Source organism: Clavibacter quasicaliforniensis (assembly GCF_051201715.1).
Lineage (GTDB): Bacteria > Actinomycetota > Actinomycetes > Actinomycetales > Microbacteriaceae > Clavibacter > Clavibacter seminis.
Genome location: NZ_CP139624.1, coordinates 135,114 through 158,796, shown reverse-complemented (window position 1 = coordinate 158,796; position 23,683 = coordinate 135,114). Strand labels below are relative to the sequence as shown.

Annotated in this window: 22 protein-coding genes; 11 read left to right on the top strand and 11 right to left on the bottom strand. The window is 69.7% G+C overall.

Annotated features, from left to right (window positions below; translation table 11 throughout):
- Positions 1–236 precede the first annotated feature (236 nt).
- Complete coding sequence (locus tag NL142_RS00775) at positions 237–1,394, top strand: sensor histidine kinase (RefSeq protein ID WP_435080558.1); 1,158 nt, start codon at positions 237–239, stop codon at positions 1,392–1,394.
- Positions 1,395–1,440: 46 nt separating this feature from the next.
- On the opposite strand, the gene NL142_RS00770 is transcribed toward NL142_RS00775, so the two are convergent.
- Positions 1,441–2,556, bottom strand: a complete 1,116-nt coding sequence (locus NL142_RS00770; RefSeq protein ID WP_435080557.1) for a zinc-binding alcohol dehydrogenase family protein — start codon at positions 2,554–2,556, stop codon at positions 1,441–1,443.
- Between the two features lie 98 nt (positions 2,557–2,654).
- On the opposite strand from NL142_RS00770, the gene NL142_RS00765 reads away from it, so the two are divergent.
- The 4 genes from NL142_RS00765 (at position 2,655) to NL142_RS00750 (ending at position 4,037) form a co-directional block, all read left to right on the top strand.
- Positions 2,655–3,230 carry a TetR/AcrR family transcriptional regulator gene (locus tag NL142_RS00765; protein ID WP_435080556.1) on the top strand — a complete coding sequence of 192 codons (576 nt, stop codon included), beginning with the start codon at positions 2,655–2,657 and terminating at the stop codon, positions 3,228–3,230.
- On the top strand, positions 3,230–3,457 hold the full coding sequence (locus NL142_RS00760; RefSeq protein ID WP_435081616.1) for a DUF2283 domain-containing protein: 228 nt from the start codon (positions 3,230–3,232) through the stop codon (positions 3,455–3,457). The genes NL142_RS00765 and NL142_RS00760 overlap by 1 nt, the downstream gene beginning before the upstream one ends.
- Positions 3,458–3,528: 71 nt before the next feature.
- Positions 3,529–3,780 (top strand): type II toxin-antitoxin system Phd/YefM family antitoxin, encoded by a 252-nt coding sequence (locus NL142_RS00755; protein ID WP_435080555.1) that lies wholly within the window; start codon positions 3,529–3,531, stop codon positions 3,778–3,780.
- Positions 3,777–4,037 carry a Txe/YoeB family addiction module toxin gene (locus NL142_RS00750; protein ID WP_435080554.1) on the top strand — a complete coding sequence of 87 codons (261 nt, stop codon included), beginning with the start codon at positions 3,777–3,779 and terminating at the stop codon, positions 4,035–4,037. Before NL142_RS00755 ends, NL142_RS00750 begins: the two co-directional genes overlap by 4 nt.
- Positions 4,038–4,053: 16 nt before the next feature.
- Here the strand turns inward: NL142_RS00750 and NL142_RS00745 are convergent, their stop codons facing one another.
- Both NL142_RS00745 and NL142_RS00740 read right to left on the bottom strand, forming a co-directional pair.
- Positions 4,054–4,395 carry a DUF2200 domain-containing protein gene (locus NL142_RS00745; protein WP_435080553.1) on the bottom strand — a complete coding sequence of 114 codons (342 nt, stop codon included), beginning with the start codon at positions 4,393–4,395 and terminating at the stop codon, positions 4,054–4,056.
- Positions 4,396–5,433: 1,038 nt separating this feature from the next.
- The gene (locus NL142_RS00740) at positions 5,434–6,537 is read right to left on the bottom strand and encodes a GmrSD restriction endonuclease domain-containing protein (RefSeq protein WP_435080552.1); all 1,104 of its coding nucleotides are present in this window, start codon (positions 6,535–6,537) and stop codon (positions 5,434–5,436) included.
- 215 nt (positions 6,538–6,752) lie between these two features.
- On the opposite strand from NL142_RS00740, the gene NL142_RS00735 reads away from it, so the two are divergent.
- Entirely contained in the window at positions 6,753–7,802 is a 1,050-nt protein-coding gene (locus NL142_RS00735; protein ID WP_435080551.1) for an LLM class flavin-dependent oxidoreductase, read from the top strand.
- Positions 7,803–7,831: 29 nt separating this feature from the next.
- Here the strand turns inward: NL142_RS00735 and arfB are convergent, their stop codons facing one another.
- The 3 genes from arfB to NL142_RS00720 are packed head-to-tail and all read right to left on the bottom strand — an operon-like array spanning position 7,832 to position 9,419.
- The gene (arfB, locus tag NL142_RS00730) at positions 7,832–8,254 is read right to left on the bottom strand and encodes an alternative ribosome rescue aminoacyl-tRNA hydrolase ArfB (protein ID WP_435080550.1); all 423 of its coding nucleotides are present in this window, start codon (positions 8,252–8,254) and stop codon (positions 7,832–7,834) included.
- Between the two features lie 39 nt (positions 8,255–8,293).
- Complete coding sequence (locus NL142_RS00725) at positions 8,294–8,533, bottom strand: hypothetical protein (RefSeq protein ID WP_194683808.1); 240 nt, start codon at positions 8,531–8,533, stop codon at positions 8,294–8,296.
- 28 nt (positions 8,534–8,561) lie between these two features.
- Positions 8,562–9,419, bottom strand: coding sequence for a phosphatase PAP2 family protein (locus NL142_RS00720; protein WP_435080549.1), 858 nt, complete (start codon positions 9,417–9,419; stop codon positions 8,562–8,564).
- 209 nt (positions 9,420–9,628) lie between these two features.
- Between NL142_RS00720 and NL142_RS00715 the strand changes: the two genes are divergently transcribed.
- Together NL142_RS00715 and NL142_RS00710 are read left to right on the top strand one after the other, a co-directional pair.
- A complete protein-coding gene (locus NL142_RS00715) occupies positions 9,629–10,486 on the top strand; it encodes a 3-hydroxyacyl-CoA dehydrogenase (RefSeq protein ID WP_435080548.1) in 858 nt (285 codons plus the stop codon).
- Positions 10,487–10,599: 113 nt separating this feature from the next.
- Positions 10,600–12,405 (top strand): lipase family protein, encoded by a 1,806-nt coding sequence (locus NL142_RS00710; RefSeq protein WP_435080547.1) that lies wholly within the window; start codon positions 10,600–10,602, stop codon positions 12,403–12,405.
- 16 nt (positions 12,406–12,421) lie between these two features.
- Here the strand turns inward: NL142_RS00710 and NL142_RS00705 are convergent, their stop codons facing one another.
- Positions 12,422–13,006: a TetR/AcrR family transcriptional regulator gene (locus NL142_RS00705; RefSeq protein ID WP_435080546.1), complete on the bottom strand. Its 585-nt coding sequence runs from the start codon at positions 13,004–13,006 to the stop codon at positions 12,422–12,424.
- 67 nt (positions 13,007–13,073) lie between these two features.
- On the opposite strand from NL142_RS00705, the gene NL142_RS00700 reads away from it, so the two are divergent.
- From NL142_RS00700 to NL142_RS00690, 3 genes are all read left to right on the top strand, one after another.
- Entirely contained in the window at positions 13,074–15,695 is a 2,622-nt protein-coding gene (locus NL142_RS00700; RefSeq protein ID WP_435080545.1) for an MMPL family transporter, read from the top strand.
- 56 nt (positions 15,696–15,751) lie between these two features.
- On the top strand, positions 15,752–16,939 hold the full coding sequence (locus tag NL142_RS00695) for a Gfo/Idh/MocA family protein (RefSeq protein ID WP_435080544.1): 1,188 nt from the start codon (positions 15,752–15,754) through the stop codon (positions 16,937–16,939).
- Positions 16,940–17,037: 98 nt separating this feature from the next.
- On the top strand, positions 17,038–18,921 hold the full coding sequence (locus tag NL142_RS00690; protein WP_435080543.1) for a glycoside hydrolase family 2 protein: 1,884 nt from the start codon (positions 17,038–17,040) through the stop codon (positions 18,919–18,921).
- An 18-nt stretch (positions 18,922–18,939) separates the two neighbouring features.
- On the opposite strand, the gene NL142_RS00685 is transcribed toward NL142_RS00690, so the two are convergent.
- From NL142_RS00685 to NL142_RS00670, 4 genes are all read right to left on the bottom strand, one after another.
- On the bottom strand, positions 18,940–19,821 hold the full coding sequence (locus NL142_RS00685; protein ID WP_435080542.1) for an O-fucosyltransferase family protein: 882 nt from the start codon (positions 19,819–19,821) through the stop codon (positions 18,940–18,942).
- A 584-nt stretch (positions 19,822–20,405) separates the two neighbouring features.
- Complete coding sequence (locus tag NL142_RS00680) at positions 20,406–21,287, bottom strand: carbohydrate ABC transporter permease (RefSeq protein WP_194683818.1); 882 nt, start codon at positions 21,285–21,287, stop codon at positions 20,406–20,408.
- On the bottom strand, positions 21,284–22,279 hold the full coding sequence (locus NL142_RS00675) for a carbohydrate ABC transporter permease (protein ID WP_194683819.1): 996 nt from the start codon (positions 22,277–22,279) through the stop codon (positions 21,284–21,286). Before NL142_RS00675 ends, NL142_RS00680 begins: the two co-directional genes overlap by 4 nt.
- A gap of 42 nt (positions 22,280–22,321) precedes the next feature.
- On the bottom strand, positions 22,322–23,644 hold the full coding sequence (locus NL142_RS00670; RefSeq protein ID WP_194683820.1) for an ABC transporter substrate-binding protein: 1,323 nt from the start codon (positions 23,642–23,644) through the stop codon (positions 22,322–22,324).
- Between the last annotated feature and the right edge of the window lie 39 nt (positions 23,645–23,683).

Sequence of the window (23,683 nt, the reverse complement as noted above, 5' to 3'; positions counted from 1 at the left end):
CCGAACGCGACGTTCGGATGCATCGCCGACGGGGTCCGCGCCGCGAGTGTTCTCCTGACCCATGGACATGCGCACGAACGAGAGGACGAAGATGCAGGCACTGCTCACGCTGATGGGGTTCATCCGACCGTCGAACTTCTGGGACGAGGCGTGCAAGGTCCTCAAGATCTGCAAGTGAGGCGACGTCGACCCCTCATGATGGACGGGTGACGAGAGCCGGACGCCTCCGCCGATGGATGACCGCGCTCCCCCAGACATGGCACGGGCGCGACGCCGGCTTCTCGAGCATGCCCCCGCGTGCGCGCATCGCGCTCCTGGTGCTGATCGCGCTCGTGCTGGTCTTCGACCTCGTGGGCTTCGTCGCGGATCCGGCGTCGTCCTGGCGGGAGCTCGTGGCGCAGGAGGCGCCGACGGCGGCCCTGGCCCTCTTCGCGTGGTCCCCGTCCGCCGCCGCCGTCTCCCTGCTCCTGGCAGCGCTGCTGGAGACCGCGGGGGGCCAGGGCGGCGGGCTCTCCGTCTACCTCGTCGTCGCGGCGGGGCTGGTCGTCTACACGAGCCCCCTCTGGTTCGTCGCGTTCTACGCGGCGGCCGCGACGGGCGTCGTCGTGCTCCACTGGTCGACCGCCGAGGACCTCACACCCTCCGCGGTACCCGTCGTGCTCCTCATCGGCGCGCTGGCGGCGCTCGTGGGATGGAGCCTGCGGTCCTCGCTCCGGCGCGAGCGGGGACTCGCGGTCGACCTCGTGGACCTCGAGCGGGCGCGCGACGCGGAGCTCGAGTCCGAGCGGCAGCGCATCGCCGACGAGCTGCACGACATCATCGCCCACGACGTGACCCTCGTGGCCATGCACGTGCGCGTGCTGGAGCGGGTCGACGACCCCGCGCTCCGGGCGCAGTCCATCGTCGCCATCCGGGACAGCGCCGACCAGGCGCTCGCGGACATCCGGCGCGTGCTGCGGATCGTGCGGGACGATCGGAGCACGACGATCGGCGACCGGGACGGAGACGAGGACACCATCGTCGGAGCCGTCGACACCATCCGCCGCGACCTCGAGGCCCTCGGAGCGCGCGTCACCGTCGGGCCGCTCGACGGCGTGGACGTGTCGAGCGCCATCGAGCGGACGATCGTCCGCCTGCTCCGAGAGGCGGCCACCAACATCGCCAAGCACGCGGCGTCCCGCCCGGAGGTGTTCGTGGGCTTCGCCTCGGGCCAGGACGACGTGACGGTGACGGTCTCCAGCACGATGCCGTCGGCCTCCACCGTGAGCCCCATCCCGTCGTCCGGGTACGGGGTGCATCGGATGCGCGAGCGCGTCACCCTCCTGGGCGGCAGCCTCAGGGCTGAGGAGGTCGAGGGATCCTGGGTGCTGAGCGCCCTCCTGCCGCGGCAATGACACCGACCGCGGCTTCGGGCTCACGGTCCGCTCCCCTCGAGGCGGCCTAGAGCGCGACCACGAGCTTCCGCGCCGAGACGCCCTGGCGCAGCCGGTCCATCGCGGGCTGGATCGCCTCGAGCCCGGATCCGACGACCTCGGCCGCCGGCGCCGCGACGTAGCGGCCCTCGGCGAGCGCGGCCGGCAGGAAGCGCTCCCAGAGCATCGGGCCGACCTCGTCGTGCATGAGGGCGCTGCCCCAGATGAAGGTCGCGCGGATGCCCCTGGCGCGCGCGCGGATCATCAGGGCCGGGGTCGCGGTGCCCATGCGGATCCCGAGGCGCACGAGCGGCAGGCCGATCCGGCCACCGCGCGGCAGGGTCTCGAACGACACCGGCGGGCTCGCCATGCTGACCCGCGTCGCGCCCGTCGCGATGGCGATGTCGACGGCCGGGCCGCCGGATCCCGTGCCGATGGCGAGCACGCCCGCCACGCGTCGGCCGGCCAGGTGCTGCGTGATGTCCCGCACCGCCGTCGGGCTCCGGTAGTCGAACGCGCGGCTCGCGCCGAGCGAGCGCACGAGCTCGTGGTTGCGCGGTGAGGCGGTCGTGACGACGTCGTACCCGGCCGCGACCGCGAGCTGGATCGCGTTCATGCCGACGCTCGTGGATCCGCCCCACACCACCACGGTCTCCCCGGTCGGCGGCGTGGTCGCGTCGGGCATGCGGAGACCGAGCTGGCCGGCGCCGAACAGACCGGAGGCGGCGGTGGAGATGCCGAGCGGGAGGACGGCGGCGTCCTCGAAGCGCATCGCGTCGGGCATCGGCGCCGCCAGGTCGGTGCGCACGATCGCCCGCGTCTGGAACCCGCCCTCGGGCGCATGCCGCCGCCCCTTCTCCATGCCGACCGCGTACGCGACGACCCGGTCGCCGACGGCGAAGCGCGTGATGCCGGGCCCCACCTCCTCGACGACGCCCGCGACGTCCTCGCCGAGCACCGCGGGGTGCGGGAGCCAGCGGTACATGAGGTCGCCCATGTGCTGCTTCATGGTGTCGAGCGGGTTGATCGCGACGGCGCGCACGCGGATGGCGACCTCGCCCTCGCGGGGTGCGGTGCGCGGCGCGGATCCGACGGTGAGGTCGGCGGCGGACGAGGCGAGCCAGGCGGCGGTCTCGGTGGTCATGGCGGATCTCCGATCGAGGGGTGCGCTCCGCCTGATGACATCGCGTGTCATCACCATACACACCGATGACACGTCGTGTCATCACCTAGGATCGACGCATGAGCAGATGGCAGCCGGACACGCGCGAGCGCCTGGCCGCCGCCGCCCTCGAGCTGTTCGGCGAGCAGGGCTTCGCGGAGACGACCGTGCCCGAGATCACCGCCCGCGCCGGCCTCACGACCCGCACCTTCTTCCGCCACTTCGCCGACAAGCGCGAGGTGCTGTTCGCGGAGGAGGACGAGCTGCCCGCGCTCGTCACGCGCATCATCCGCGAGGCGCCCGCCGACCGCTCGCCGCTGCAGGTCGTCGAGGACGGCTTCCCGGAGGTCGTCGCCTCGCAGTTCGCGGAGGGGCGCGACACCCTGCTCGCCCGCAAGCGCATCATCGGCGACGACGCCGGGCTGCAGGAGCGCGAGATGCGCAAGGTCCAGGCGATGCAGGAGGCCGTGCGCGCGGGCTTCGTGGAGCGTGGGTCGGATCCGCTCACCGCCGTGCTCGTCGCCCACGCCACCGCGACCGTGTTCGGCGTCTCCATCGGCCGGTGGCTCGCCGACGGCGGCGGAACGACCGACCTCGCCGAGGTGCTGCGCGAGACCCTCGACGCGTTCCGCCGGGTGATGGCGGAGCGCGCGTGATGCGCGTGACCTACGACGCGGTCGCGGACGCCGCGTACATCGCGCTCGCCGGGCCGATCGGCGACGGCGAGGCGACCACGACCATCCCCGCGATCGCGACGCCCGGAGACCGCGGCGATGTCGCCCTCGACTTCGACGCCGATGGTCGTCTGCTCGGGATCGAGGTGCTGCACGCGAGCGCGGTGCTGCCGGCCGCGGCGCTCGCGGACGCTGTGCGGATCGACTAGCCGCCCAGTCACTTCCTCCTGAGCCGACGCCCGAGTGGTACGCTTTCTGGTACCACCCCAAGGAGTCCAGTATGTCCGCCATCACCGCGTCCGATGCCCGTCGGAACCTGTTCGGCCTCATCCAGCAGGTCAATGATGACCACTCCCCGGTCGAGGTCGTCTCCAAGCACGGCAACGCCGTCCTGATCTCGAAGGACGACTTCGACGCCATGACGGAGACGGCCTACCTGCTCCGGAACGCCAAGGGAGCGCAGCGACTGCTCGGCGCCCTCGAGCGGGCACGGCGTGGCGAGTTCGAGACGCGCGAGCTGATCGAGGATTGAGCCGCCAGCTCGCCTTCGATGCCGACGGCTGGGAGGACTACACGTACTGGCAGAGCCAGGATCGCAAGACCCTCAAGCGGATCAACGCGCTCATCCGCGATGTGATGCGCGACCCGTTCACCGGACCGGGCAAACCGGAGCCCCTCAAGCACATCCTCTCGGGGGCGTGGTCGCGGCGGATCGACGAAGCGAATCGCCTCGTGTACCTGGTCACCGATGCGCACATCGTGATCTTGCAAGCGCGCGACCATTACTGATCACGCGCCAACGTCATCAGCTGCGCAGCACCTTCGCCATCGGCCGACCGCGAGCGACCTCGTCGACGAGCCGGTCGAGGATGCGGATCTGCTTCATCAGCGGGTCCTCGATCTCCTCGATGCGGACGCCGCAGATCACGCCGCGCACCTGGACGGCGAGCGGGTTGAGGCGGGCGGCGGCGAAGAAGCCCTCGAAGGTGGTCTCCGCGTCGAGGTGCCGCTGGAGCTCGGCCTGGTCGAAGCCGGTGAGCCAGGTGATCACCTGGTCGACCTCCGCCTGCGTGTGCCCCTTGCGCTCGACCTTCTTCACGTAGAGCGGGTACACCGCGGCGAACGGCGTCGTGAAGATGCGGTGCATGCCCGGAGCGTAGGCCGAAACCGCCACCTTGCCTAGGCTTTCGGCACGGGTACCGCACGGTATTCCCTGAATACTACTTGAAGCTACGCGCCTCCGGACGGGGCCACGGAAAGTGCTCCTCACATCAGCGTGTGGCGAGTCGTTCAACCGATTTGCGCAAGCACCATGTATAGCGATATTAGATAAAACAGCCCGATGAAAGCCCTACGCGACGCGACGCCATGTTGACTGAAGCTTCTCCCGAGTGCCGCAGTGCGGGCACCTCACCGGATGAGGGCACTCCCTGCACGTCCCCAACTGTCCGTATTCACTGGCGGCCTTCGTATGAGTAAAGCGTGTACATTCATACTGACCCGGCGGCGCCAACGCCGCTGCACTATACGGATCTTCTGATGAAAGATACGCGGAGGATCCTTGCTCCGTCGGCTCAGCAAGTCCCCTCGCAATAGACTCTATCTTGACGATAGCCAATAGAATCTCCGAGTCGGCACCGCGGATACTCGTAAGATAATCCGCCGCCCGAGAAGTTGGATAGCCCTTACTCCGAGCCAACTCTTCATACAATCCACGTGCAACCGGACTATCGTGCGCTACTCTATTTCTAATAGTCGTGAGGCTTTTTAACTCGTTTCGCTCTGACTCGCGATTAGAGAGTCGACCAAAAGGCTGCATATTTGTAAGCAACCGCTTGGCCCTAGGAATACCTTTATCCTTGAACGGCATCCACGAGATATAACGCGTGCCATCAGAGCCATCGACGCCTGCAATTAGTAAGATGGCCTCTTCTTCCGTCCGCGCCTTAACTCGAGGGCTAACTTCCGGTCCTAATTGCGACAGTAACGCCAACACGAAGAGCGATCCGATGTATTCCTCAAAAAGCCCCATGGCACGAACCAGCGCCAGTTCGACAACGTCGTCTCGCGTAGAGGCTTTAAGGTTTTTTGCCAAGAATGCCGCCTCCGCGTCAATGACAGATTCTTTGAGCGGCGCGAGTGCGTCCGAAAGGCTCTCAGCTAGGGCCAGCCCGGCAGTCATAATTTACAAAACCGACCGAATCAGGCGGATCCTCTGAAGCCTGCTTGCCTTGTGCGTCGTCTGTCGACGCAAGCCTTCTGATAAGTCGTCGGGAAGCGCACCCTTGGTGGAAACAAGTCGGTTAACCTCAACAAGAGCCTCTGCGATTTCACTCGAGGTAACCCTTCTAACGGCATCACGCGTCGGCGGCAGCCCGCCCGAATAATCATTCCGGGGATCAGCACCTTCATCGGGCAAGTTTGCAGCTATGGCAAAGAGTGCGTAGAACCACGAGGTTGAACGGAATCGCGGAGGTAGTGGCTCCCCGAGCCGGTCCTCATACACGGGCGCCAGGAGCTCAAAAGCCTGCCGGAAATCAGCTGCCACTCGATCGCGCTCTTCAAAGCTGTCGTCAAAATCTCGGTACAGGGCAGTTATCTGCGTCGAGGACCGACCAGCGACGCCTCTCAACAAGGCTCCCATGAGCTCGCTTGCAAACTCCACTTCAGACATTTGACCGACGTCCTGCCTTTCGAACAGGCCCCAGCGCGTCCACCGTTGACTTTGTTCGTATGCAAGAGCATACGCGGAGTCTTTGAACTCGCCAAAGAAGGTTCCGTTCCGGACTTCCTGGTCCTTAAGGCGCAGCCCGGTGGTGTTCATGCGTTGAAAAATCTGAAGGATAGTAACATCAGGAATGTCCGTGGGAAGCACGTTTACGGAGAGACTAGTTTGCAAGATTGTTTCCTGCGCCTCGTCCGGCAAATCTGCAAATGACATGCCGGCGAAATCGCGATTATGAGAGCGGAGAATGCGAAAATCGTCCCACTCGTCAAAGTCGTCGATTGAGTCAGGGTCAATAAAGGAAAGAATAGTACGCAACCTCTGTTGCCCGTCGACAACCTGCCGGATATTACTGGCAGATGCAATGTCGAGGCGCCGATGAAGAAAAATCAAAGGTAACGGATATCCTTTGAGAATAGAATCCATGAGTAGACTTTTGACCCGAGGGTTCCAAACCGACCTTCGCTGATAAAAGGGTCGAAGGTTTAGTGTCCCTTGCCGTTGCCACTCAAGGAAATCGAGCACTGAATAGGCCGTCTTGGCGACTTGTAAGGGCTGAGTCATAGCTTGATAGTAGGGGCTTACGCGTAGCATCGATACCCAGGTGTCCACTGCGTTTGGCCAAGCGGCTGTGGTTGAGCCGACTTGTGGCCACTCTGAAACACACGAGGAGGCACTGTGCCCTCTTATTGGGAATAGGGGACCGCCCCGCCGCGGTTCGACTCCATGCAGACGCATCCACCCGGATGCCGCCGCCGTCGAGCACCGAGGAGCGCCCCATGGCCACCAAGATCGGCTTCCTGTCGTTCAACCACTGGCAGGACGTGCGCGGATCCCGCGTGCGCACCGCCCAGGACTCGCTGCTCCAGTCGATCGACCTCGCGGTCGCGGCCGAGGAGATCGGCATCGACGGCGCGTACTTCCGCGTGCACCACTTCGCGCCGCAGCAGGCGTCGCCGTTCCCGCTGCTGGCCGCCATCGCGAGCCGCACCAGCCGGATCGAGATCGGCACCGGCGTCGTCGACATGCGCTACGAGAACCCCCTCTACATGGCGGAGGAGGCGGCCATGACCGACCTCATCTCCAACCGCCGGGTGCAGCTCGGCATCAGCCGCGGATCGCCCGAGCAGGTCGAGGCCGGCTACGAGTCGTTCGGCTACGTGCCGCGCGACGGCGAGACCGACGCCGACATGGCCCGCCGTCACACCGGCCTCTTCCTCCGCGCGCTCGAGGGCGAGGAGTTCGCGACCGCGGCCCCGCAGCGCGGCATGATCGCCGGCGGCGTCGCGATCACGCCGCAGTCGCCGGGCCTCCGCGAGCGGATCTGGTGGGGCGCCGGCACGCGCGCCACCGGCCAGTGGGCGGCCGAGCAGGGCATGAACCTCATGTCGTCGACGCTCCTCTCGGAGGACACCGGCGTGCCGCTCGACGTGCTCCAGGCCGAGCAGATCCAGCTGTTCCGCGACGGCTGGGCCGCCGCCGGGCACGCGTGGGAGCCGCGCGTGAGCGTCAGCCGCAGCATCATCCCGATCGTGGACGACGAGTCGGAGATGTACTTCGGCGTCCGCTCGCAGATCGAGGGCAAGGACCAGGTCGGCGAGGTCGGCGGCGAGAAGTGGCGCTTCGGCCGCTCCTACATCGGCAGCCCGGAGCGCCTCATCGAGGAGCTGGGCGCCGACCAGGCGATCGCCGCGGCCGACACCCTCCTCGTCACGATCCCCAACCAGCTCGGCGTGGACTTCAACCTGCGCTCGCTCGCGGCGATCAAGCAGATCGGCGAGGCGCTGGGGTGGGACCGGGCGAATGCGGCTGTGGGGGCGTCCGCTTGATCCGCTGACGCCTGTCGGCCGGCGCGCGCTCAGTCGCCCGTCGGCCGCTTGCGCTGCTGCTTCGTGGCGGAGCGCTGGGTCTTGGCCGCGAGGCGGCGGCGCTGCGAGCCCTTCGTGGGACGGGTCGGTCGACGCGGCGCCGCGTCCGGCGCGAGCGCATCCGCCACGGTCTCGCGGAGCGCGTCGAGCGCGGCCACCCGGTTCCGGAGCTGCGACCGCTGCTCGGACACCGTCACCGTGATCGCGCCGGCGACCAGGCGTCGGCCGAGCCGCTCGAGGATCCGCTCCCTCTGATGATCGCTCAGCACCAGCGACTCGGCCGGGCTCCACGTGAGCTGCACCCGGCTGTCGGACGTGTTGACGTGCTGCCCGCCGGGCCCGGACGACCGCGAGAAGCGCCACCGCAGCTCGGCGGCGGGGATGGTCAGCGCGGCGCCGACCTCGAGATCCATGCGGCAAGGGTCGCACGGAGCGACCCTGGCGCGTGCGGGCTAGCGGTTCCGGCGGAGGTTGCTGCGGCGGATGACGACCCGGCCGATCAGCATGAGCACCAGCATCACGACGACCATCAGGACGATCCGCGTGACGAAATCGAGCTCGACGAATGCGAGGGCGGACGCGGACATGAACGCGGTCACCGCGATCAGCACGAGGATCTGACGAGCCGACGGCTCACCCGTCAGACGCTGGTGTGCCGCGGAGTCGTGCTCGAAGCTGCGCCTGTCGTCCATCTGCCCACCGTGACACACCCGGGACGGATCAGCCGACCGGCCCCGCCTCCACCGCCCCCGGCCGCCGCGCCGTCAGATACAGCCGATGCGCCGTGATCACGAGCGCCAGCCACGCGCCGCCGAGGAAGAAGGCGGCCAGCACGTCCGTGAACCAGTGGTGGCCGAGGTAGACGCGGGTGGCGGCGATGGTCACGGCGAAGACCACGGCCACCGCGACCGAGAGCACGCGGGTCGCGCGGCGGTGCTGGCGGAGGAGGAGCAGGTAGGCGAGCATCCCGGCGATCACGACCGCGTTGAGCGTGTGGCCGCTCGGGAACGACGGCGAGGTCTCGTACGGCGGCACCGCGTCGGCGAGGTCGGGGCGGGCGCGGTCGATGAGGTCCTTGCCCGCGATGGTGAGCAGCAGGGATCCGCCGCCGGCCGCGAGCACGAGGATGACCGGGGTCCATGAACGGCGGCGCACAGCCAGGAACAGCATCGTGACCACGGCGATGATCGGCATGCCGACGACGCCCGCGACGTCCGTGTACGCGGTCGCCGCGTCGTTCAGCCACGGCGTGCGGACGCCGATCATGAAGGCGAGGAGCGGCCGGTCGAGGCCGGCGACCCCGTCGGCGTCGGTCACGTTGTCGTAGACCTGCCCGGCGATCGCCGACAGTCCCACGGCGAGCGCGAGGCCCACCAGCAGCGTGATCACGAGGGCCCCGTACGGGCCGAGCGCCCGCACGATCCGCTGCACGAGCCGCACCAGCGCGCGGCCGACCGGGGTGGCCCAGCGCGTGAGGTCGCGGTCGCCGAGGAAGCGGTCGCGGCGCAGCTCGCCCTCGACGCCCTGGTCGGCGGGGTCGAGGGGCTCGAGGGGGTTCCGCCTCGGGGTCTCGCTCATGGGGTCCTCCTGCTCGGCGGAGGGATCCGCTCCTCGACGCTACCGAGTGCCGGCCGGGGATGAGCCGGGCGGGCGGCCGCGGGATGTCCGCTGGCCGCACGCGCGGTCCGACCGACGCCGCCCGGTGATTCGCTGGAGCGGACGCCGCACGCGGGACCCGCCCGCGCCGCACCACACCGCACCGCGCGTCCGCCGACGAAGGAGTCCGCATGCCCGACATCACGAAGGTCACAGTCCTCGGGGCCGGCGTGCTCGGCGCGCAGATCGCGTTCCAGGCCGCGAACCACGGCAAGACCGTGACCAGCTACGACGTGGACGACGCCGCGCTCGAGGCCGCGCGCGGACGGCTCGACGCGATCGTCGCGCAGTTCGTGTCCGAGTCCGGCGAGGAGACCAGGGAGTCCGCGACCGCCGCGACCGCCGGCATCGTGCTCACGAGCGATCTGTCCGCATCCGTCGCCGACGCCGACCTCGTGATCGAGGCGGTCCCCGAGAGCCTCGAGCTCAAGCAGGACGTCTACCGCCGCATCGCCGAGGCCGCCCCCGAGCGCACGGTCTTCGCCACCAACTCCTCGACGCTGCTCCCGAGCGACATCGCCGACTCCACCGGCCGCCCCGACCGCTTCCTCGCCCTGCACTTCGCGAACCACGTGTGGGTGCAGAACACGGCCGAGATCATGGGCACCGAGCGCACGTCGCCCGAGGTGTTCGACCGGGTCGTCGCGTTCGCGGAGGAGATCGGCATGGTCCCGATCCCGCTGAAGAAGGAGCAGCCCGGCTACGTGCTCAACTCGCTCCTCGTGCCGCTGCTCGGGGCTGCCTCGGGCCTCGTCCTCACGGGAGTGGCCGACCCGAAGACGATCGACACCACCTGGCGCATCGCGACCGGCGCTCCCCTTGGCCCGTTCCAGATCTTCGACCTCATCGGCCTGCGCACGGCGTACGCGGTCTCCGCCGCGAGCGACGACCCGGGCGCGCAGGCGTGGGCGGCGCACCTGAAGAGCGAGTACCTCGACAAGGGCAAGCTCGGCAGGGAGTCGGGCGAGGGGTTCTATTCGTACGGGTGAGCCCCCCGAAAGGGCACAGCGCGCTGAGCCCAGCGACCCGATCAGCTGGATAGGTTCGAAAGGCATCCCCGAGCACTCGGCCGTCTGGGACGCAGACGAATGGAGTCGCTCTCATGGCGAACGCACCTGTCCTGCTATTCCTGCACGGCGTCGGAGATGGCGACATGGAGGACACCTGGCGGGCGCACCTCGCGCGCGGTCTCCGGGAGCTCGGATATCCGGACCTCGACGGCGTCGAGGTCATCGCCCCCAAGTACGCGCATGCACTGCGCGGGTGGGACGAGAAGCAGGGCCTGCCCGGCCTCACCGCCAAGCAACCGGTCCGCGAGGCAGCACGCACGAACCGTCGTGAGTTCGAGCAGCGAATGGGGGCCATCGAGTTCCGTCTGGGACGCGAGGACGCGGGTTCAGGGCTGCCATTCGCCGAGGCGGCATTCGACGTCGTCTTGCGGAACAGCAGATTCGCGCAGGCGCACAACTACGCGACCGACGCCCAGATCCGCGCGCAGGTGCTGAACCTGATCCTCGCCCGCATCCCTTCTGACCGGGACATCGTTCTCGTCGGACACAGCCTCGGCTCCGTGATCGCCGCAGACCTCCTCCGCCGGCTCCCTGCCGAGGTGCGCGTGACGGGCTTCATCACCATCGGCAGTCCGCTCGCGCACGGGAGCGTCAACGTCGACAAGCTGCGCGATGTCCTGCAGGAGCCGCCCGCGAACCTCGGCTGGTGGGTCAACTTCTGGAACTTCGGAGACCCGGTGTCCTCCCATCGGGGCTTGTCGTCCGTCTTCCCCTGGATGATCGACTTCCGGATCGACACGCGGCAGGTCGGCATCCCTGCGCATGCGGCCGCGGCCTACCTGGCCCATGAGAGAGTCGCCACCGCGATCGGCTACGCCCTCTTCGGCTCACTATCTCGCGAGGTGGCCCGAGTGGAGCGCGGCGTAGACGTGCCTCTAGACGCCAGTGAGGGGCTCACCCTCCTCGCCCTCCGATACGGCCACTTGACGGCACACCAGCTCGAAGGCTCCGATCGCGACCGCTTCATGGGGGCCCTGCGCCTCGTGCAGGCAGCAGCCGTCGACCAGATGAAGCGGCGGAACGAGAGCGACGGCCGCCCCTTGGCCTCCCGCATCGCGCAACTGGACTTCGACGTCGCCGACGCTCAGGCCATCGCTCCCGAGCCAAGCCCGAGCCAGCACCTCTCGAAAGAGGACGCGGTCGTGGTGATGACGGTGCTGGCCACCGAGAACGTCATCCGACCATTCGAGATCTCCGTCGCGAAGGACAAGCGGCAGCGGGCGATGGAGGACCTCACGGCCGAGATGGGGCTATCGAGCCGCTACGGCACCGACGTGTTCGAGGCGGCCAAGGAAGCTCAGGACGCCCTGACCGCCAGCCGCAACGTCAACTGGCTCAAGTGGGGAGCCGTCGGAGCAGGTGCAGCGGCGATCGTCGTCGCGACGGGCGGGCTCGCTCTCGCTGCTGGAGCCGGCCTCGCCGGAGCCGCGGCGCTCACCAGCGCCCTCGCCGCATTCGGGCCAGGCGGGATGATCGGCGGGCTGCTGACCGCCGGGACGCTCGTGTCCGCTGGCGGAGGTGGGATCGCGTTCGGTCTCGCCAGCTCAGGGACGGCCGCGGAGACGCTCGAGTCGGTCGTCCAGACCCGGCTCGCTGCGACGATCCTCCGGAAGCGACAGCGACTCGAGCCCGACCGCGCCGTGTGGGATCTCCTCGTCCAGACGGAGATCGCCGTCCGTCGCGAGCATGAGCGGCTCGACGAGTTCAGCGACGAGTCCTCGCCTGCCCTCAAGGAGCTGAAGCGCAAGATCGTCACCATCGAGCGCGCGCTGAAGTACCTGGCAGACAACGGGATGGAGCCCGAGATCTCGGAGCACCCGGGCGGCGACGGGGCCTGAGGCCTCCCGGCTGCGGTCAGCCCCTCGCCCCACCCGCCCCCAGCACGAACCGCACCAGCCGCCTCACGCTCTCCGCGTGGTCGCCCTGCCGGCCGAGCACGCGCAGCACGATGACGCCGAGGATCGCCTGGCCGAGCTCCTCCACGGGCGCGTCGGCGGGGAGCTGGCCCGCGCGGATCCCCGAGGCCAGGCGCTCGGACAGGTCGCGGTCGACGCCGAGGCTCGAGCTCAGGCTGTCGCCCACGGCCGCGTCCTCGGCGGCGGCGGCCACGAGCGAGCGCACGAGCGGACCGCCGGTGGGCGCGTCGATCTCGGCGAGCACGTCGGTGAGCCAGCCCTCGATGTCGGCGAGGAGATCGCCCGTGTCGGGCACGGCGAACTCGACCGGCATCAGGCGGCCCTCGGTCATGCACTCGGCGATGAGCGCGCCGCGCGACGGCCACCACCGGTAGATCGTCTGCTTGCCGACGCCGGCCTCCTTGGCGACGCCCTCGATCGTGAGGTGGTCGTAGCCGACGGCGTGGATGAGGCGCACGGTCGCGCCGAGGATCGCCTCGCGGGCTGCTTCGCTGCGGACCCGTCCGGTTCGGTGCTCGTTCACCTGCACAGGGTAGCCGCAGAAACTAGACGAGACGTAGCGTATCGTCGAAGCGTCTGAGGGAGATGACATGGCGTCAGTGCTGTACCGGCTCGGTTCGATGGCCGCGCGTCGCGCGTGGCTCGTGATCGTCTCGTGGGTGGTGATCCTCGGGATCGGCGTCGGCTCGTTCCTCGCGTTCGCCGGCACCCTCGGCAACAGCTTCGACATCCCGGGCACCGCATCCGGCGCCGTGACCGACGAGCTCGCGCAGACGCTGCCCGACACCGCGGGCGGCACGGGCACGGTCGTCTACCGCACCACCGACGGCTCGGCCTTCACCGCGGCGCAAGAGCAGGCGATCTCCGCACTCGCGGCGAGCGCGGGCGACCTGCCGGGCGTCGCGCGCGTCGTGGATCCGTTCGCGGTCACCCAGCAGCGCGCCGACCAGGCCGCGCAGCTCACCAGCGGCGACGCGCAGATCACCGCGGGCCGCACGCAGCTCGACGCCGCGCAGCAGCAGCTCGACGCCGGGAAGGCGCAGCTCGACGCGGGCCAGCAGCAGCTCACCGCCGCGCGCCAGCAGGCCGTGGCCGCAGGCGCGCCGGCCGCGCAGATCGCCGCGCTCGACGCGCAGCAGGCCCAGCTCGACCAGCAGACCCAGGCCCTCCAGCAGCAGCAGACGACCGTCGACTCCAACCGCACGCAGCTCGAGTCCGGCGCCGAGCAGGCCGAGCTCGGCCGCACGCTCCTCGGCCTCACGGACGGCATCGGCGTCGTCTCCGCGGACGGCTCGACGGCCATCGTCAACGTCTCCTTCACGGATCCGCGCCTCGAGCTCTCCGAGGAGACCAAGGAGTCCGCGATCGCGCACTTCCAGGACTCCCCCGTCGACGGCACGAGCGTCGACTTCGCGACCGACCTCGCGCAGGGCGTGCCCGAGATCTTCGGCATCGGCGAGGTCGTCGGCCTCGTCTTCGCGGCCATCGTGCTCATCGTGATGCTCGGCACGGTCATCGCCGCGTCGCTCCCCATCGTCACCGCGGTGGTCGGCGTGGGCGTCGGCGTCACGGCCTCGCTCGCGTTCTCGGGGATCGTCGACATGGCGTCGGTGACCCCGGTGCTGGGCGTGATGCTCGGCCTCGCGGTCGGCATCGACTACTCCCTCTTCATCGTCAACCGGCACCGCAAGCAGATGCTCGCGGGCACGGGCGTGCGCGAGTCGATCGGGCTCGCCAACGGCACATCGGGCACGGCGGTCGTGTTCGCCGGATCCACGGTGATCGTCGCGCTCCTCGCGCTCAACATCACGGGCGTGCCGTTCCTCGCGCTGATGGGCACGGTCGGCGCTGTCTGCGTGCTCGTCGCGGTGCTCGTCGCCATCACGCTCACGCCCGCGGTGCTCGGCCTCGCCGGGACGCGCGTGCTGCGGAAGCGCGATCGCGCCCGCGCGTCGGCCGCCGACCCGGCCCGCCCGCAGGAGGCCGCGAAGACCCTGAAGCCCATGTCGAACGCACGAGCCGTGCTCACGGTGCTCGGCACGGTCGTCGCCCTGCTCGTGATCGCGATCCCGAGCCTGTCGATGCGGCTCGGGCTGCCCGACGGATCCAGCGAGCCCGCCGGATCCACCAGCGAGCGCGCGTTCACGACGGTCGCCGACGAGTTCGGCGAGGGCGCCAACGGCCCGCTTCTCGTGGTCGCCGACGTGCCCGCGGGCGTCGCCGACGGCGACCTCCTCGCGACCCAGGTCGAGGTCGCGCAGGCGCTGCACGACCTCGACGACGTAGTCGCCGTCGCCCCGGTCGCGAACACCGACGACGGCACCGTGCTCGCGTTCCAGGTGCTCCCGGAGGAGGGCCCGAACAGCGCATCCACCGAGGAGCTCGTGCAGGACATCCGCGCGCTGCCCGAGCTCGAGGGCGGGATCTCGCTCGGCGTCGCCGGCCAGGCCGCCACCAACATCGACATCTCCGAGGCGCTGGCCGCGGTGCTGCCGCTCTACCTGCTCGTGGTCGTGGGCCTGTCGCTGCTGATCCTGATCGTGGTGTTCCGCTCGATCCTCCTGCCGCTCATCGCGACCGGCGGGTTCGTGCTGTCGCTGTTCGCGACCTACGGCCTCATCGTCGCGGTGTTCCAGTTCGGCTGGGGCGCGAGCCTCATCGGGCTGGAGAGCAGCGGCCCGATCCTGAGCTTCCTGCCGGTGATCCTCGTCGGGATCCTGTTCGGGCTCGCCATGGACTACCAGCTGTTCCTCGCGAGCGGCATGCGCGAGGCGTACGTGCACGGCGCCGAGGCACGGCTCGCGGTGGTGCAGGGGTTCCGAGCCGGGCGCGCGGTCGTCACGGCGGCCGCGCTGATCATGGTGTCGGTGTTCGGCGGGTTCGTCTTCTCGGAGTCGACCATCATCCGGTCCATCGGGTTCGGCCTCGCGTTCGGCGTGCTGCTGGATGCGTTCGTGGTGCGGATGCTGCTGATGCCCGCGCTCATGCACCTGCTCGGCCGCTCGGCGTGGTGGCTGCCGCGCTGGCTCGACCGGATCCTGCCGGACGTCGACATCGAGGGCGCCGCGCTCGAGCGCACGCACCCGCACGCGTCGGCGTCGGCGCCGGATCTCCCAGCCGGCCTCCCGGCGGACGGCGGGCACGGCGCGCACGCGGCCCCGCCCACCGCGTCCACCATCGAGGCCGAGACGGCGGCCGCCCCGCGCGACTGAGCGCACGCCCGGTATCGTCGGAGCGGGCTCGCCGTCGTGCCCGGGAGGCGAGCACCATGACCACGTCCGATCGCCGACCGGGGGCCGCTGACGCACCCGCATCCGACCGCCTGCCCGTCGTCGTGGTGGGTGCCGGCGTCATGGGCGCGCTGTGGATCCGCATGCTCGCCGACTCCCCGCACGCCGCGCTCGTGGGCGTGGTCGACCTCGACGTGCCGCTCGCGGAGTCCGCCGTGCTCGCCGCGGGGCTCGACGGGATCGTCGTGGGCGCGTCCGTCGCCGAGGTCGCCGCGCGCTCCGGCGCCCGGGCCGTGGTGAACGTCACCGTCCCGCAGGCGCACCGCGTCGTGAACGAGCAGGCGCTCCGGGCGGGCCTGCCGGTGCTGTGCGAGAAGCCGCTCGCGCCGACCGTCGCGGAGGCGCTCCGCCAGGTCGCGCTCGCCGACATCACGGGCGGGCTCCTCATGGTCAGCCAGTCGCGCCGGTACTTCACGCACCTCACCGCGTTCCGCGAGGCGGTCGCGCAGGTCGGGCCGCTCGCGGTCGTGCACGCGCAGTTCCTGCACGAGGATCACGAGCCCGGCTTCCGCGAGCAGATGGCGCACCCGCTGCTCGTCGACATGTCCATCCACCACTTCGACCAGCTGCGGTACGCGACGGGCGAGGAGCCCGTGGCCGTGCGCTGCAGCTCGTGGAACCCGCCGTGGAGCTGGTTCGCCGGCGACGCCGCCGCGACCGCGGACTTCGAGCTCGCGTCTGGCGCCCGGTTCGCCTACGTCGGCAGCCGCTGCACGCCCGGCATGCCCACCTCGTGGAACGCCGACTGGCGTGCGTACGGCGAGCGCGGCGCCGCGCACTGGGACGGCGACGACGTCGTCGGGCTCGACGTCCCGGGCGGCCGGTTCGACGTGCCCGAGCACCCCGAGGGCATCGCCGCGTCGCTCGAGGAGTTCGTCGGATCCCTCCGCGCCGGCACCACCCCGCCGACGGAGGTGCGGCACAACGTGCTCAGCCTCGCGATGGTGGAGGGCGCGATCCGCAGCAGCGAGCGGGGCGGCGAGCGCGTCGTCATCGCCGACCTGCTGGAGGACGCGCTCGCCCAGGCCATCGCCGACGAGCGCAGCGCCGACGTCGCCGACCTGCTGCGCTCGTGGACGAGCGCGGCCGACGGCATCCGCACGCCTGCTTGGGGATCCGCGACCGCCGCCACCCCGCCCGCCACAGCCGCGCGCGACGCCCGCTGACCGACGCGCCCGCCTCCCGTGCGGCGCCGTCCCATCCCGCCGCGGCAGGCTGGCATCGACCGCACCTCCCCTCCGTCTCGACAGAAGGAAGCCCGATCATGACCGACAGCACCGCGACCGCTACCGCCACCGCGACTCCCGCCATCCCCAAGCCCGAGCACCCGCGCCCGCAGTCCACGCGCCCCGACTGGCTGAACCTCAACGGCCCGTGGCAGTTCGAGCGCGACCGCGGCGACAGCGGCCTCGAGCGCGGGCTGCTCGAGCGGGATCTCGCGGAGGAGATCCTCGTGCCGTTCGCGCCGGAGTCCATGGCCTCGGGCATCGGCGACGTCGACTTCCTCACGGCGGTCTGGTACCGCCGCACCGTCCGGATCCCCGCGGGTTGGAGCGGCCGCCGCGTCCTCCTCCACTTCGGCGCGGTCGACCACGACGCGACCGTGTGGGTGGGCGGCGAGGAGGTCGCCCGGCACCGCGGCGGCTTCACGTCGTTCACGGCGGATCTCGGCGTGCGGGCAGACGAGGAGGAGCTGACCGTCGTGGTCCGCGCCCGCGACACCCGCGACGAACCCCAGGCCCGCGGCAAGCAGGCGACCTGGTTCGAGAACACGTCCTGCTTCTACACGCGCACGACCGGGATCTGGCAGACGGTGTGGCTGGAGCCCGTGCCCGAGGCGCACATCCGCTCGGTGCACATCGAGCCGCAGCGCGCGGACTCCTCCTTCACCGTCACGCCCGAGCTCTCGCACCGCACGGCCGGCCTCGCGTTCGAGGCCGTGCTCGCGGACGCTGACGGCGAGATCACGCGGTCGCGGATCCCCGCGGGCGACATGGGAGCGCGCGTCACGCTCCGCATCCCCGAGGATCGCGTGCGCGAGTGGTCGCCCGAGGACCCGCACCTCTACGACATCACGCTGCGCCTGGTCGACGCCTCGGGCGCCGACGACCGCGTGGTCGACGAGGTCGCCTCCTACGGCGGCCTCCGCTCCATCGCGATCGACGGCCGCGACGTGCTCCTCAACGGCCGCCGCGTCTTCCAGCGGCTCGTGCTCGACCAGGGCTACTGGCCGGACACCCTCATGACGTCGCCCGACGACGCCGCGCTCGTCCGCGACATCGAGCTGTCGATGGCCGCGGGCTTCAACGGCGCGCGCCTGCACCAGAAGGTGTTCGAGGAGCGGTTCCTCTTCCACGCCGACCGCCTCGGCTACCTCGTGTGGGGCGAGTTCGGCGACTGGGGCGCGGGCGGCGGCCTCGGCAAGGACGCGCAGCAGCCGACGGCGTCGTTCATCACCCAGTGGATCGAGGCGGTCACGCGCGACCGCTCGCATCCGTCGATCGTCGGCTGGTGCCCGCTGAACGAGACGTACCAGCCGATCCACGACCGCATCACGCAGCTCGATGACGTGACCGCCGGCATGTACCTCGCCACGAAGGCGGCGGATCCGAGCCGTCCCGTCCTCGACGCCTCCGGCTACTCGCACCGGGTGCGCGCCGCCGACGTCTACGACTCGCACTCCTACGAGCAGGACCCGGACGCCTTCCGCCGCGAGCAGGCCGGCCTCGCCGACGGCCGCCCGTTCGTCAACGACCTCGACGGCCGCGCGATCTCCGTGCCCTACGCCGGGCAGCCCTTCTTCGTCTCGGAGTACGGCGGCATCTGGTGGAACCCGGACGAGATCGACCGCCCGCAGGCCGACGCGAGCGACCCGGCGCGCGCGGTCTCCTGGGGCTACGGCGAGCGGGTCGCGAGCGTCGAGGAGTGGCACGCGCGCTTCCGCGGCCTCACCGAGGTGCTGCTCGAGGATCCGCTCATGTTCGGCTACTGCTTCACGCAGCTGACCGACACGTTCCAGGAGCAGAACGGCATCTACGACTTCCACCGCCGCCCGAAGTTCGACATCGCCCGGATCCGCGAGGTGCAGGAGCGGCGGGCGGCGTACGAGGAGCGGGACGGCGACCGCTCCTCCGCGGGCGGGCTCTGAGGCCCGCCCGCCGCGCGCTCAGCGGAGGTCGAGGGCGAGCCGTGCCGACGGGCGGAGCGGATCCTCGACCTCTCCCAGCGACAGGTCGACGAGTCCGTCGAGCGGCTGGGTCGGCCGCTCGAAGGGCACGATCCCGCCGTTCAGGAACATCGCCATCTCGACGAAGCTGGAGTGGGAGGCGCCCACGAGGTGCTGCGCCGCGGCCAGGAGGTAGAGGTCCACGATCGAGGAGCGCACCCCCTCGACCGTGTTGTACCCGCCCTTCTGGTCGAGCGCGACGGACCCGGGGAACTCCCGCATCAGGCGGCCCTGCGCCTCGGCGGTGTCGCAGGAGAGGAAGAAGCGCGTGTCCGGCTGCTCCGCCCGGATCTCGTGCATGCGCGCCGCGAACCACTCGACGGGCGAGGACCGGGTCGTCTTGGCGTGGGACACGGCGTGGGTGCGGACCTGGACGCCGACGTACGGCCGGCCCCGCAGCTCCGCCTCGAACACCGAGCGGATGCGGTCGGCGATCTCCGGCACCGGCTCCAGGGCGCGGAACGCCTCGTGCCACCGCGGCACCGCGTCGGGCGTGCCGATCTCCAGCCCGTGCGAGCGGACATGCCACAGGCGCGCGGCCCGGTCCTCGTCGGTGATCACCGAGAAGTCGGTCCCGCGGTAAGGGACGAACGCGCTGAGCGCGCGTGCGGCGGATCGCGGGACCCGCCGTGCGGCGCCGAATTCCCAGAGCTGGTCCATGCGCGGCCCGAAATGCCGATCCGCGCTCCACACGTAATGCAGATCGCGGTCCTCCTCCTGCGCGAGGACCTGCGCCGACAGCAGCGCGCGCACGCGGTTGCCCAGGCCGTCCTTCCGGCCGGTGTACATGAGGATGGCTCGGCGACCGGTGAGGAGTGCCATGCGCGGGATTTCCTGTCTCTCGGTGACGCGGACCGGTCGGCGCGGCTCCGCCCGCACGCGGGGCGACCGACGCGACGTGCGGCGTCGATCGCCTTGCATCCCCGACAGCGCGCGGATCCGCGGGCGCGTCGACTACCTCGACGAGCCGGATCCGTCGCACGCCGGAGACCCGCGCGAGCTCTCGGGTGCTCGCGCGTGGAGGAGGGGAGGGACGTCCGGGGGAATCGGACGCGATCGCCGTTCGGGTGGTGGGTGGGTGATCCCAGTGAATCGGACGTGAGCCCATTCGAATAAGTCCCACAATGGGGGTGGGAATCAGCCCGCGACGCCCTCCGGAATTCACAGGGCGCCCTCCGGGAGCGATTCGGATCGCTCATTCGACGAATCCACCCCCATTCGACGCATTCCGTTCACATCCTCGGTGTCGACATCCTCTCCTCGCATTCGAGAATGCGCCACGGGCAGCGCCCGCACCGGATCGCCCCGCGCACGACGAGAGCCCGCCCCCGAATCCATGCGGATCCCGGAGCGGGCTCTCGTCTCGGGCGCAGCCTCACCCGCACCGCGGCCGCCGCGCGGCCGCCTCACCTCCCGGCGAGCGACCCGCCGATCCCGCCGACGCTGAAGTACTTGTTCAGCAGGGCGAAGATCAGCACGGGCGGCAGCATCATGATGACCGCGACCGCCATCACCGAGCCCCAGTCGGCCGCGTTCTGCTGGAAGAACGTGTTGAGGCCGATGGGGAGGGTGTACTTCGTGAAGTCCTGCAGGAACAGGAGCGCGATCAGGTAGTCGTTCCAGGCCAGCAGGAACGAGAAGATCGCGGTCGAGAGGATGCCCGGCAGGGAGTTCCGCAGCACCACGTGGATGAACCCGCTGAACACGCTCGCGCCGTCCATCCAGGCCGCCTCCTCGAGGGTGATGGGGATGGAGTCGATGTAGGCCGCCATCATCCAGATCGCGACCGACATGGTCGACCCGATGTAGATGATCGCCACGCCCTGCAGCGTGTTGATGAGGCCCATGGCCGAGAACGTGATGAACAGCGGGATCGCCGCGGTCACCACCGGCAGGGCCTGCACCACGAACAGCACGAGCGAGTACCCGGAGACGAGCTTCGACCGCGAGCGGCTGAGCACGTACCCGGCCGGCGCCGCGATCACGACCGAGACGAGCACGGTCACGAGCGCGACGATCAGGCTGTTGCCGAGCCAGATCATCACGTCGGTGCCGCCGAGCACGCGCTGGAAGTTCTCCAGCGTGAATCCGGTGGCCGTCGAGTTCTGCCCCGGCTGGGTGGAGAGGAACAGCACCGCGAGGATGGGCGTGATCACCACGAGCGTGATGACCGCGATGAGCAGGAAGCGCCACCACTGGCCCTTCTGCTCGCGCTGCTTCGCGGAGGTCCGCTTGACGTCCCCGAGGGTCGCCGAGGTGGCGCCGCCGACGGCGAGTGCCTGGCTCATTCGATGTCCGCCTTCTTGATCTGCCGGTACAGCAGCGTCGACACGATGACGAGCACAGCCGTCATCATGAAGGCCACCGCGGTCGCCGGGCCGGTCTGCAGGTTCTGGAACGCCTGCTGATATGCCAGCACGATCAGCGACGTCGTCGCGTTCACGGGACCGCCCTGCGTGAGCAGGAAGATCGTCGGGAAGTCGTTGACGCAGAAGATCGTCATCAGCACCCAGCTGATGTACGTGGTGCGGGAGATGATCGGGAGGGTCACGCCGCGGAACGCCTGCCAGGCGCTCGCGCCGTCCATCTTCGCCGCCTCGTAGACGTTGGTGTCCACCGACGCGAGCGCCGAGGACATCATCATCAGCATGAACGGGAAGCTGATCCAGACCTTGAAGACGCAGACCACGACCTGCGCGAGGACCGGATCGCCGAGGAAGTTCGCGTCGGGGAATCCCAGCCTCTCCAGGATGATCGGCACCGGGCTCTGCGGCGTCGCCACGAGCCAGTTCCACGAGGTCGCCGAGACGACCACCGGGACGATCCATGGCAGGAGCAGCAGCACCTTGAAGAACCCGTTGGCGGGGATCCGGGTGCGCAGCAGCAGGGCGAGCGCGAGCCCCACGATCCACGACCCGAACACGCCCACGACCGTGAAGACGATCGTGAACGTGGTCGCGTTGCGGAACGACTCCGAGGTGAGCACGTTCGCGTAGTTCTCGAACCCGACGAACGGCGTCTGCCACGGCAGCGTCGACGGCGTGCCCTGCTGGAGGGACTGCAGGAACGAGTACACGACCGGGTAGACGTTGAGCAACACGAGCAGGAGGAGGGACGGCAGCGCGAACAGCGCCAGCGTCTTCCCCGCACGGCCGAGCGGCGTCTTCCCGCGGCCCTTCCGCGGCGCGCTCGGCGGCCGACCGGGGCCGGCCACGCCGACGCCGCGGCGGGCCAGCCCGATCTTGTCCGCGACGCGGGTGTCGCGGGTGTCGACGGCCATCAGATCATCCCGTCCACGTCACGGCCCGGGGGACGACGCGGGTCACGCGCCGGCCTCCAGCTCCTTCTGCAGGGTCTCGAGGGAGGCCTTCGCGGTGACCGTGCCACCGAGGACCGCCTGCGCGAACGAGATCGTCGGCTGCGTGCCGTCGACCTTGGTCACGTTCTGGAACACCGTGTTCGAGCCCGGAGCACCCCAGGTCTTCGAGATGGGCTGCCAGTCGTTGAGGATCTTCGTGGTGTTCGGGTCGTCGGCGTAGGCCTCGTCGGCGATGGACTTCAGCGGCGGAAGGCCGATGCCCGTCTGCTTCGTCCAGAGCGACTTCATGTTCTGGTAGTAGTACGTGAGGAACGCCTCGCTGTTCTCCTGGCTGGGCGTCGACTTGTACATCATGATGTTGTTCGGGAAGTAGAGCGCGCCCTTCTCGCCGCCGGGGCCCACGAGCGGGTCGCCCACCACCATCTGCGCCGCCGTCTCGGGCGTCACGTTGGCCGTGGCCCCCGCGCCGTCCCAGAACATGCCGAAGGTGCCGGCATCCATCTGCTGGTACGCGTTGTCGGAGGTGTAGGTGGCGCTGCGGGGATCCACGTAGCCGTTCTTCACCATGCCGAGCACCCACTCGACGGCCTCGATGTTCTTGTCCGTGACGACGTCCGGGTTTTGGTCGGCGTCGAAGAGGCCGCCGCCGTTGTTGATCATGTGGGCGACGATCTGGTGGAAGCCGGTGAACGCGCCGGCGCCCGAGCGGGTGCCGTATCCGTAGACGCCGATCTTCTTGAGGGCGGCGCACGCGGCCTCGTAGCTGTCCCAGTCGGTCGGCACGTCGGCGCCGGCCTTCTCGAGCAGGTCCTTGCGGTACCAGTACATGCGCATGTCGAGGTTGTACGGGACGGCCGCGTAGCCGTTGGCCGTCTTCAGGGTGTCGACGAGGCCGGGGAGGAAGTCGTCGTAGATCCCGTTGCCCTTCCACGTCTCGATGAGGTCGTCGGCGTACGCGATCTTGCCCTGCGACTCGAAGAGGAACGCCGTCGTGCCACCGCCCGAGCTCACGGCGGGGCCGTTGTTGGCGGCGACCGCGGTCGAGAAGGTCTGTGTGAAGTTGGCCCACTGGACCTGCTGGTAGCTGACCTTGCCGAACCCGCTCGCGGGCTTGTAGGCGGCGGAGATCACCTTGTCCTCGGTGAGGAACGCGGGCGCTCCCCAGGGCATGTTCCAGAACTTGAGGTCGCCGGCGGCGCCGCTCGCGCCTCCGCCGCCGCCGCTGCAGGCGGCGAGGAGGCCGACCGCCGCGGCGCCGACGCCCGCGCTCAGGAGGGATCGTCGGGTGAGGCCGTTGCCGAAGGCGCTGGATGACTGCTGTGGCATTTCTGACTCCGTTGTCCGGTGGTGCTGTGTGTGGTGGAA

Coding starts and splice junctions, on each gene's coding strand:
- NL142_RS00775 (WP_435080558.1), top strand. CDS start 237: ATGACCGCGCTCCCCCAGACATGGCACGGGCGCGACGCCGGCTTCTCG.
- NL142_RS00770 (WP_435080557.1), bottom strand. CDS start 2,556: ATGACCACCGAGACCGCCGCCTGGCTCGCCTCGTCCGCCGCCGACCTC.
- NL142_RS00765 (WP_435080556.1), top strand. CDS start 2,655: ATGAGCAGATGGCAGCCGGACACGCGCGAGCGCCTGGCCGCCGCCGCC.
- NL142_RS00760 (WP_435081616.1), top strand. CDS start 3,230: ATGCGCGTGACCTACGACGCGGTCGCGGACGCCGCGTACATCGCGCTC.
- NL142_RS00755 (WP_435080555.1), top strand. CDS start 3,529: ATGTCCGCCATCACCGCGTCCGATGCCCGTCGGAACCTGTTCGGCCTC.
- NL142_RS00745 (WP_435080553.1), bottom strand. CDS start 4,395: ATGCACCGCATCTTCACGACGCCGTTCGCCGCGGTGTACCCGCTCTAC.
- NL142_RS00740 (WP_435080552.1), bottom strand. CDS start 6,537: ATGACTCAGCCCTTACAAGTCGCCAAGACGGCCTATTCAGTGCTCGAT.
- NL142_RS00735 (WP_435080551.1), top strand. CDS start 6,753: ATGGCCACCAAGATCGGCTTCCTGTCGTTCAACCACTGGCAGGACGTG.
- arfB (WP_435080550.1), bottom strand. CDS start 8,254: ATGGATCTCGAGGTCGGCGCCGCGCTGACCATCCCCGCCGCCGAGCTG.
- NL142_RS00725 (WP_194683808.1), bottom strand. CDS start 8,533: ATGGACGACAGGCGCAGCTTCGAGCACGACTCCGCGGCACACCAGCGT.
- NL142_RS00720 (WP_435080549.1), bottom strand. CDS start 9,419: ATGAGCGAGACCCCGAGGCGGAACCCCCTCGAGCCCCTCGACCCCGCC.
- NL142_RS00715 (WP_435080548.1), top strand. CDS start 9,629: ATGCCCGACATCACGAAGGTCACAGTCCTCGGGGCCGGCGTGCTCGGC.
- NL142_RS00710 (WP_435080547.1), top strand. CDS start 10,600: ATGGCGAACGCACCTGTCCTGCTATTCCTGCACGGCGTCGGAGATGGC.
- NL142_RS00700 (WP_435080545.1), top strand. CDS start 13,074: ATGGCGTCAGTGCTGTACCGGCTCGGTTCGATGGCCGCGCGTCGCGCG.
- NL142_RS00695 (WP_435080544.1), top strand. CDS start 15,752: ATGACCACGTCCGATCGCCGACCGGGGGCCGCTGACGCACCCGCATCC.
- NL142_RS00690 (WP_435080543.1), top strand. CDS start 17,038: ATGACCGACAGCACCGCGACCGCTACCGCCACCGCGACTCCCGCCATC.
- NL142_RS00685 (WP_435080542.1), bottom strand. CDS start 19,821: ATGGCACTCCTCACCGGTCGCCGAGCCATCCTCATGTACACCGGCCGG.
- NL142_RS00680 (WP_194683818.1), bottom strand. CDS start 21,287: ATGAGCCAGGCACTCGCCGTCGGCGGCGCCACCTCGGCGACCCTCGGG.
- NL142_RS00675 (WP_194683819.1), bottom strand. CDS start 22,279: ATGGCCGTCGACACCCGCGACACCCGCGTCGCGGACAAGATCGGGCTG.
- NL142_RS00670 (WP_194683820.1), bottom strand. CDS start 23,644: ATGCCACAGCAGTCATCCAGCGCCTTCGGCAACGGCCTCACCCGACGA.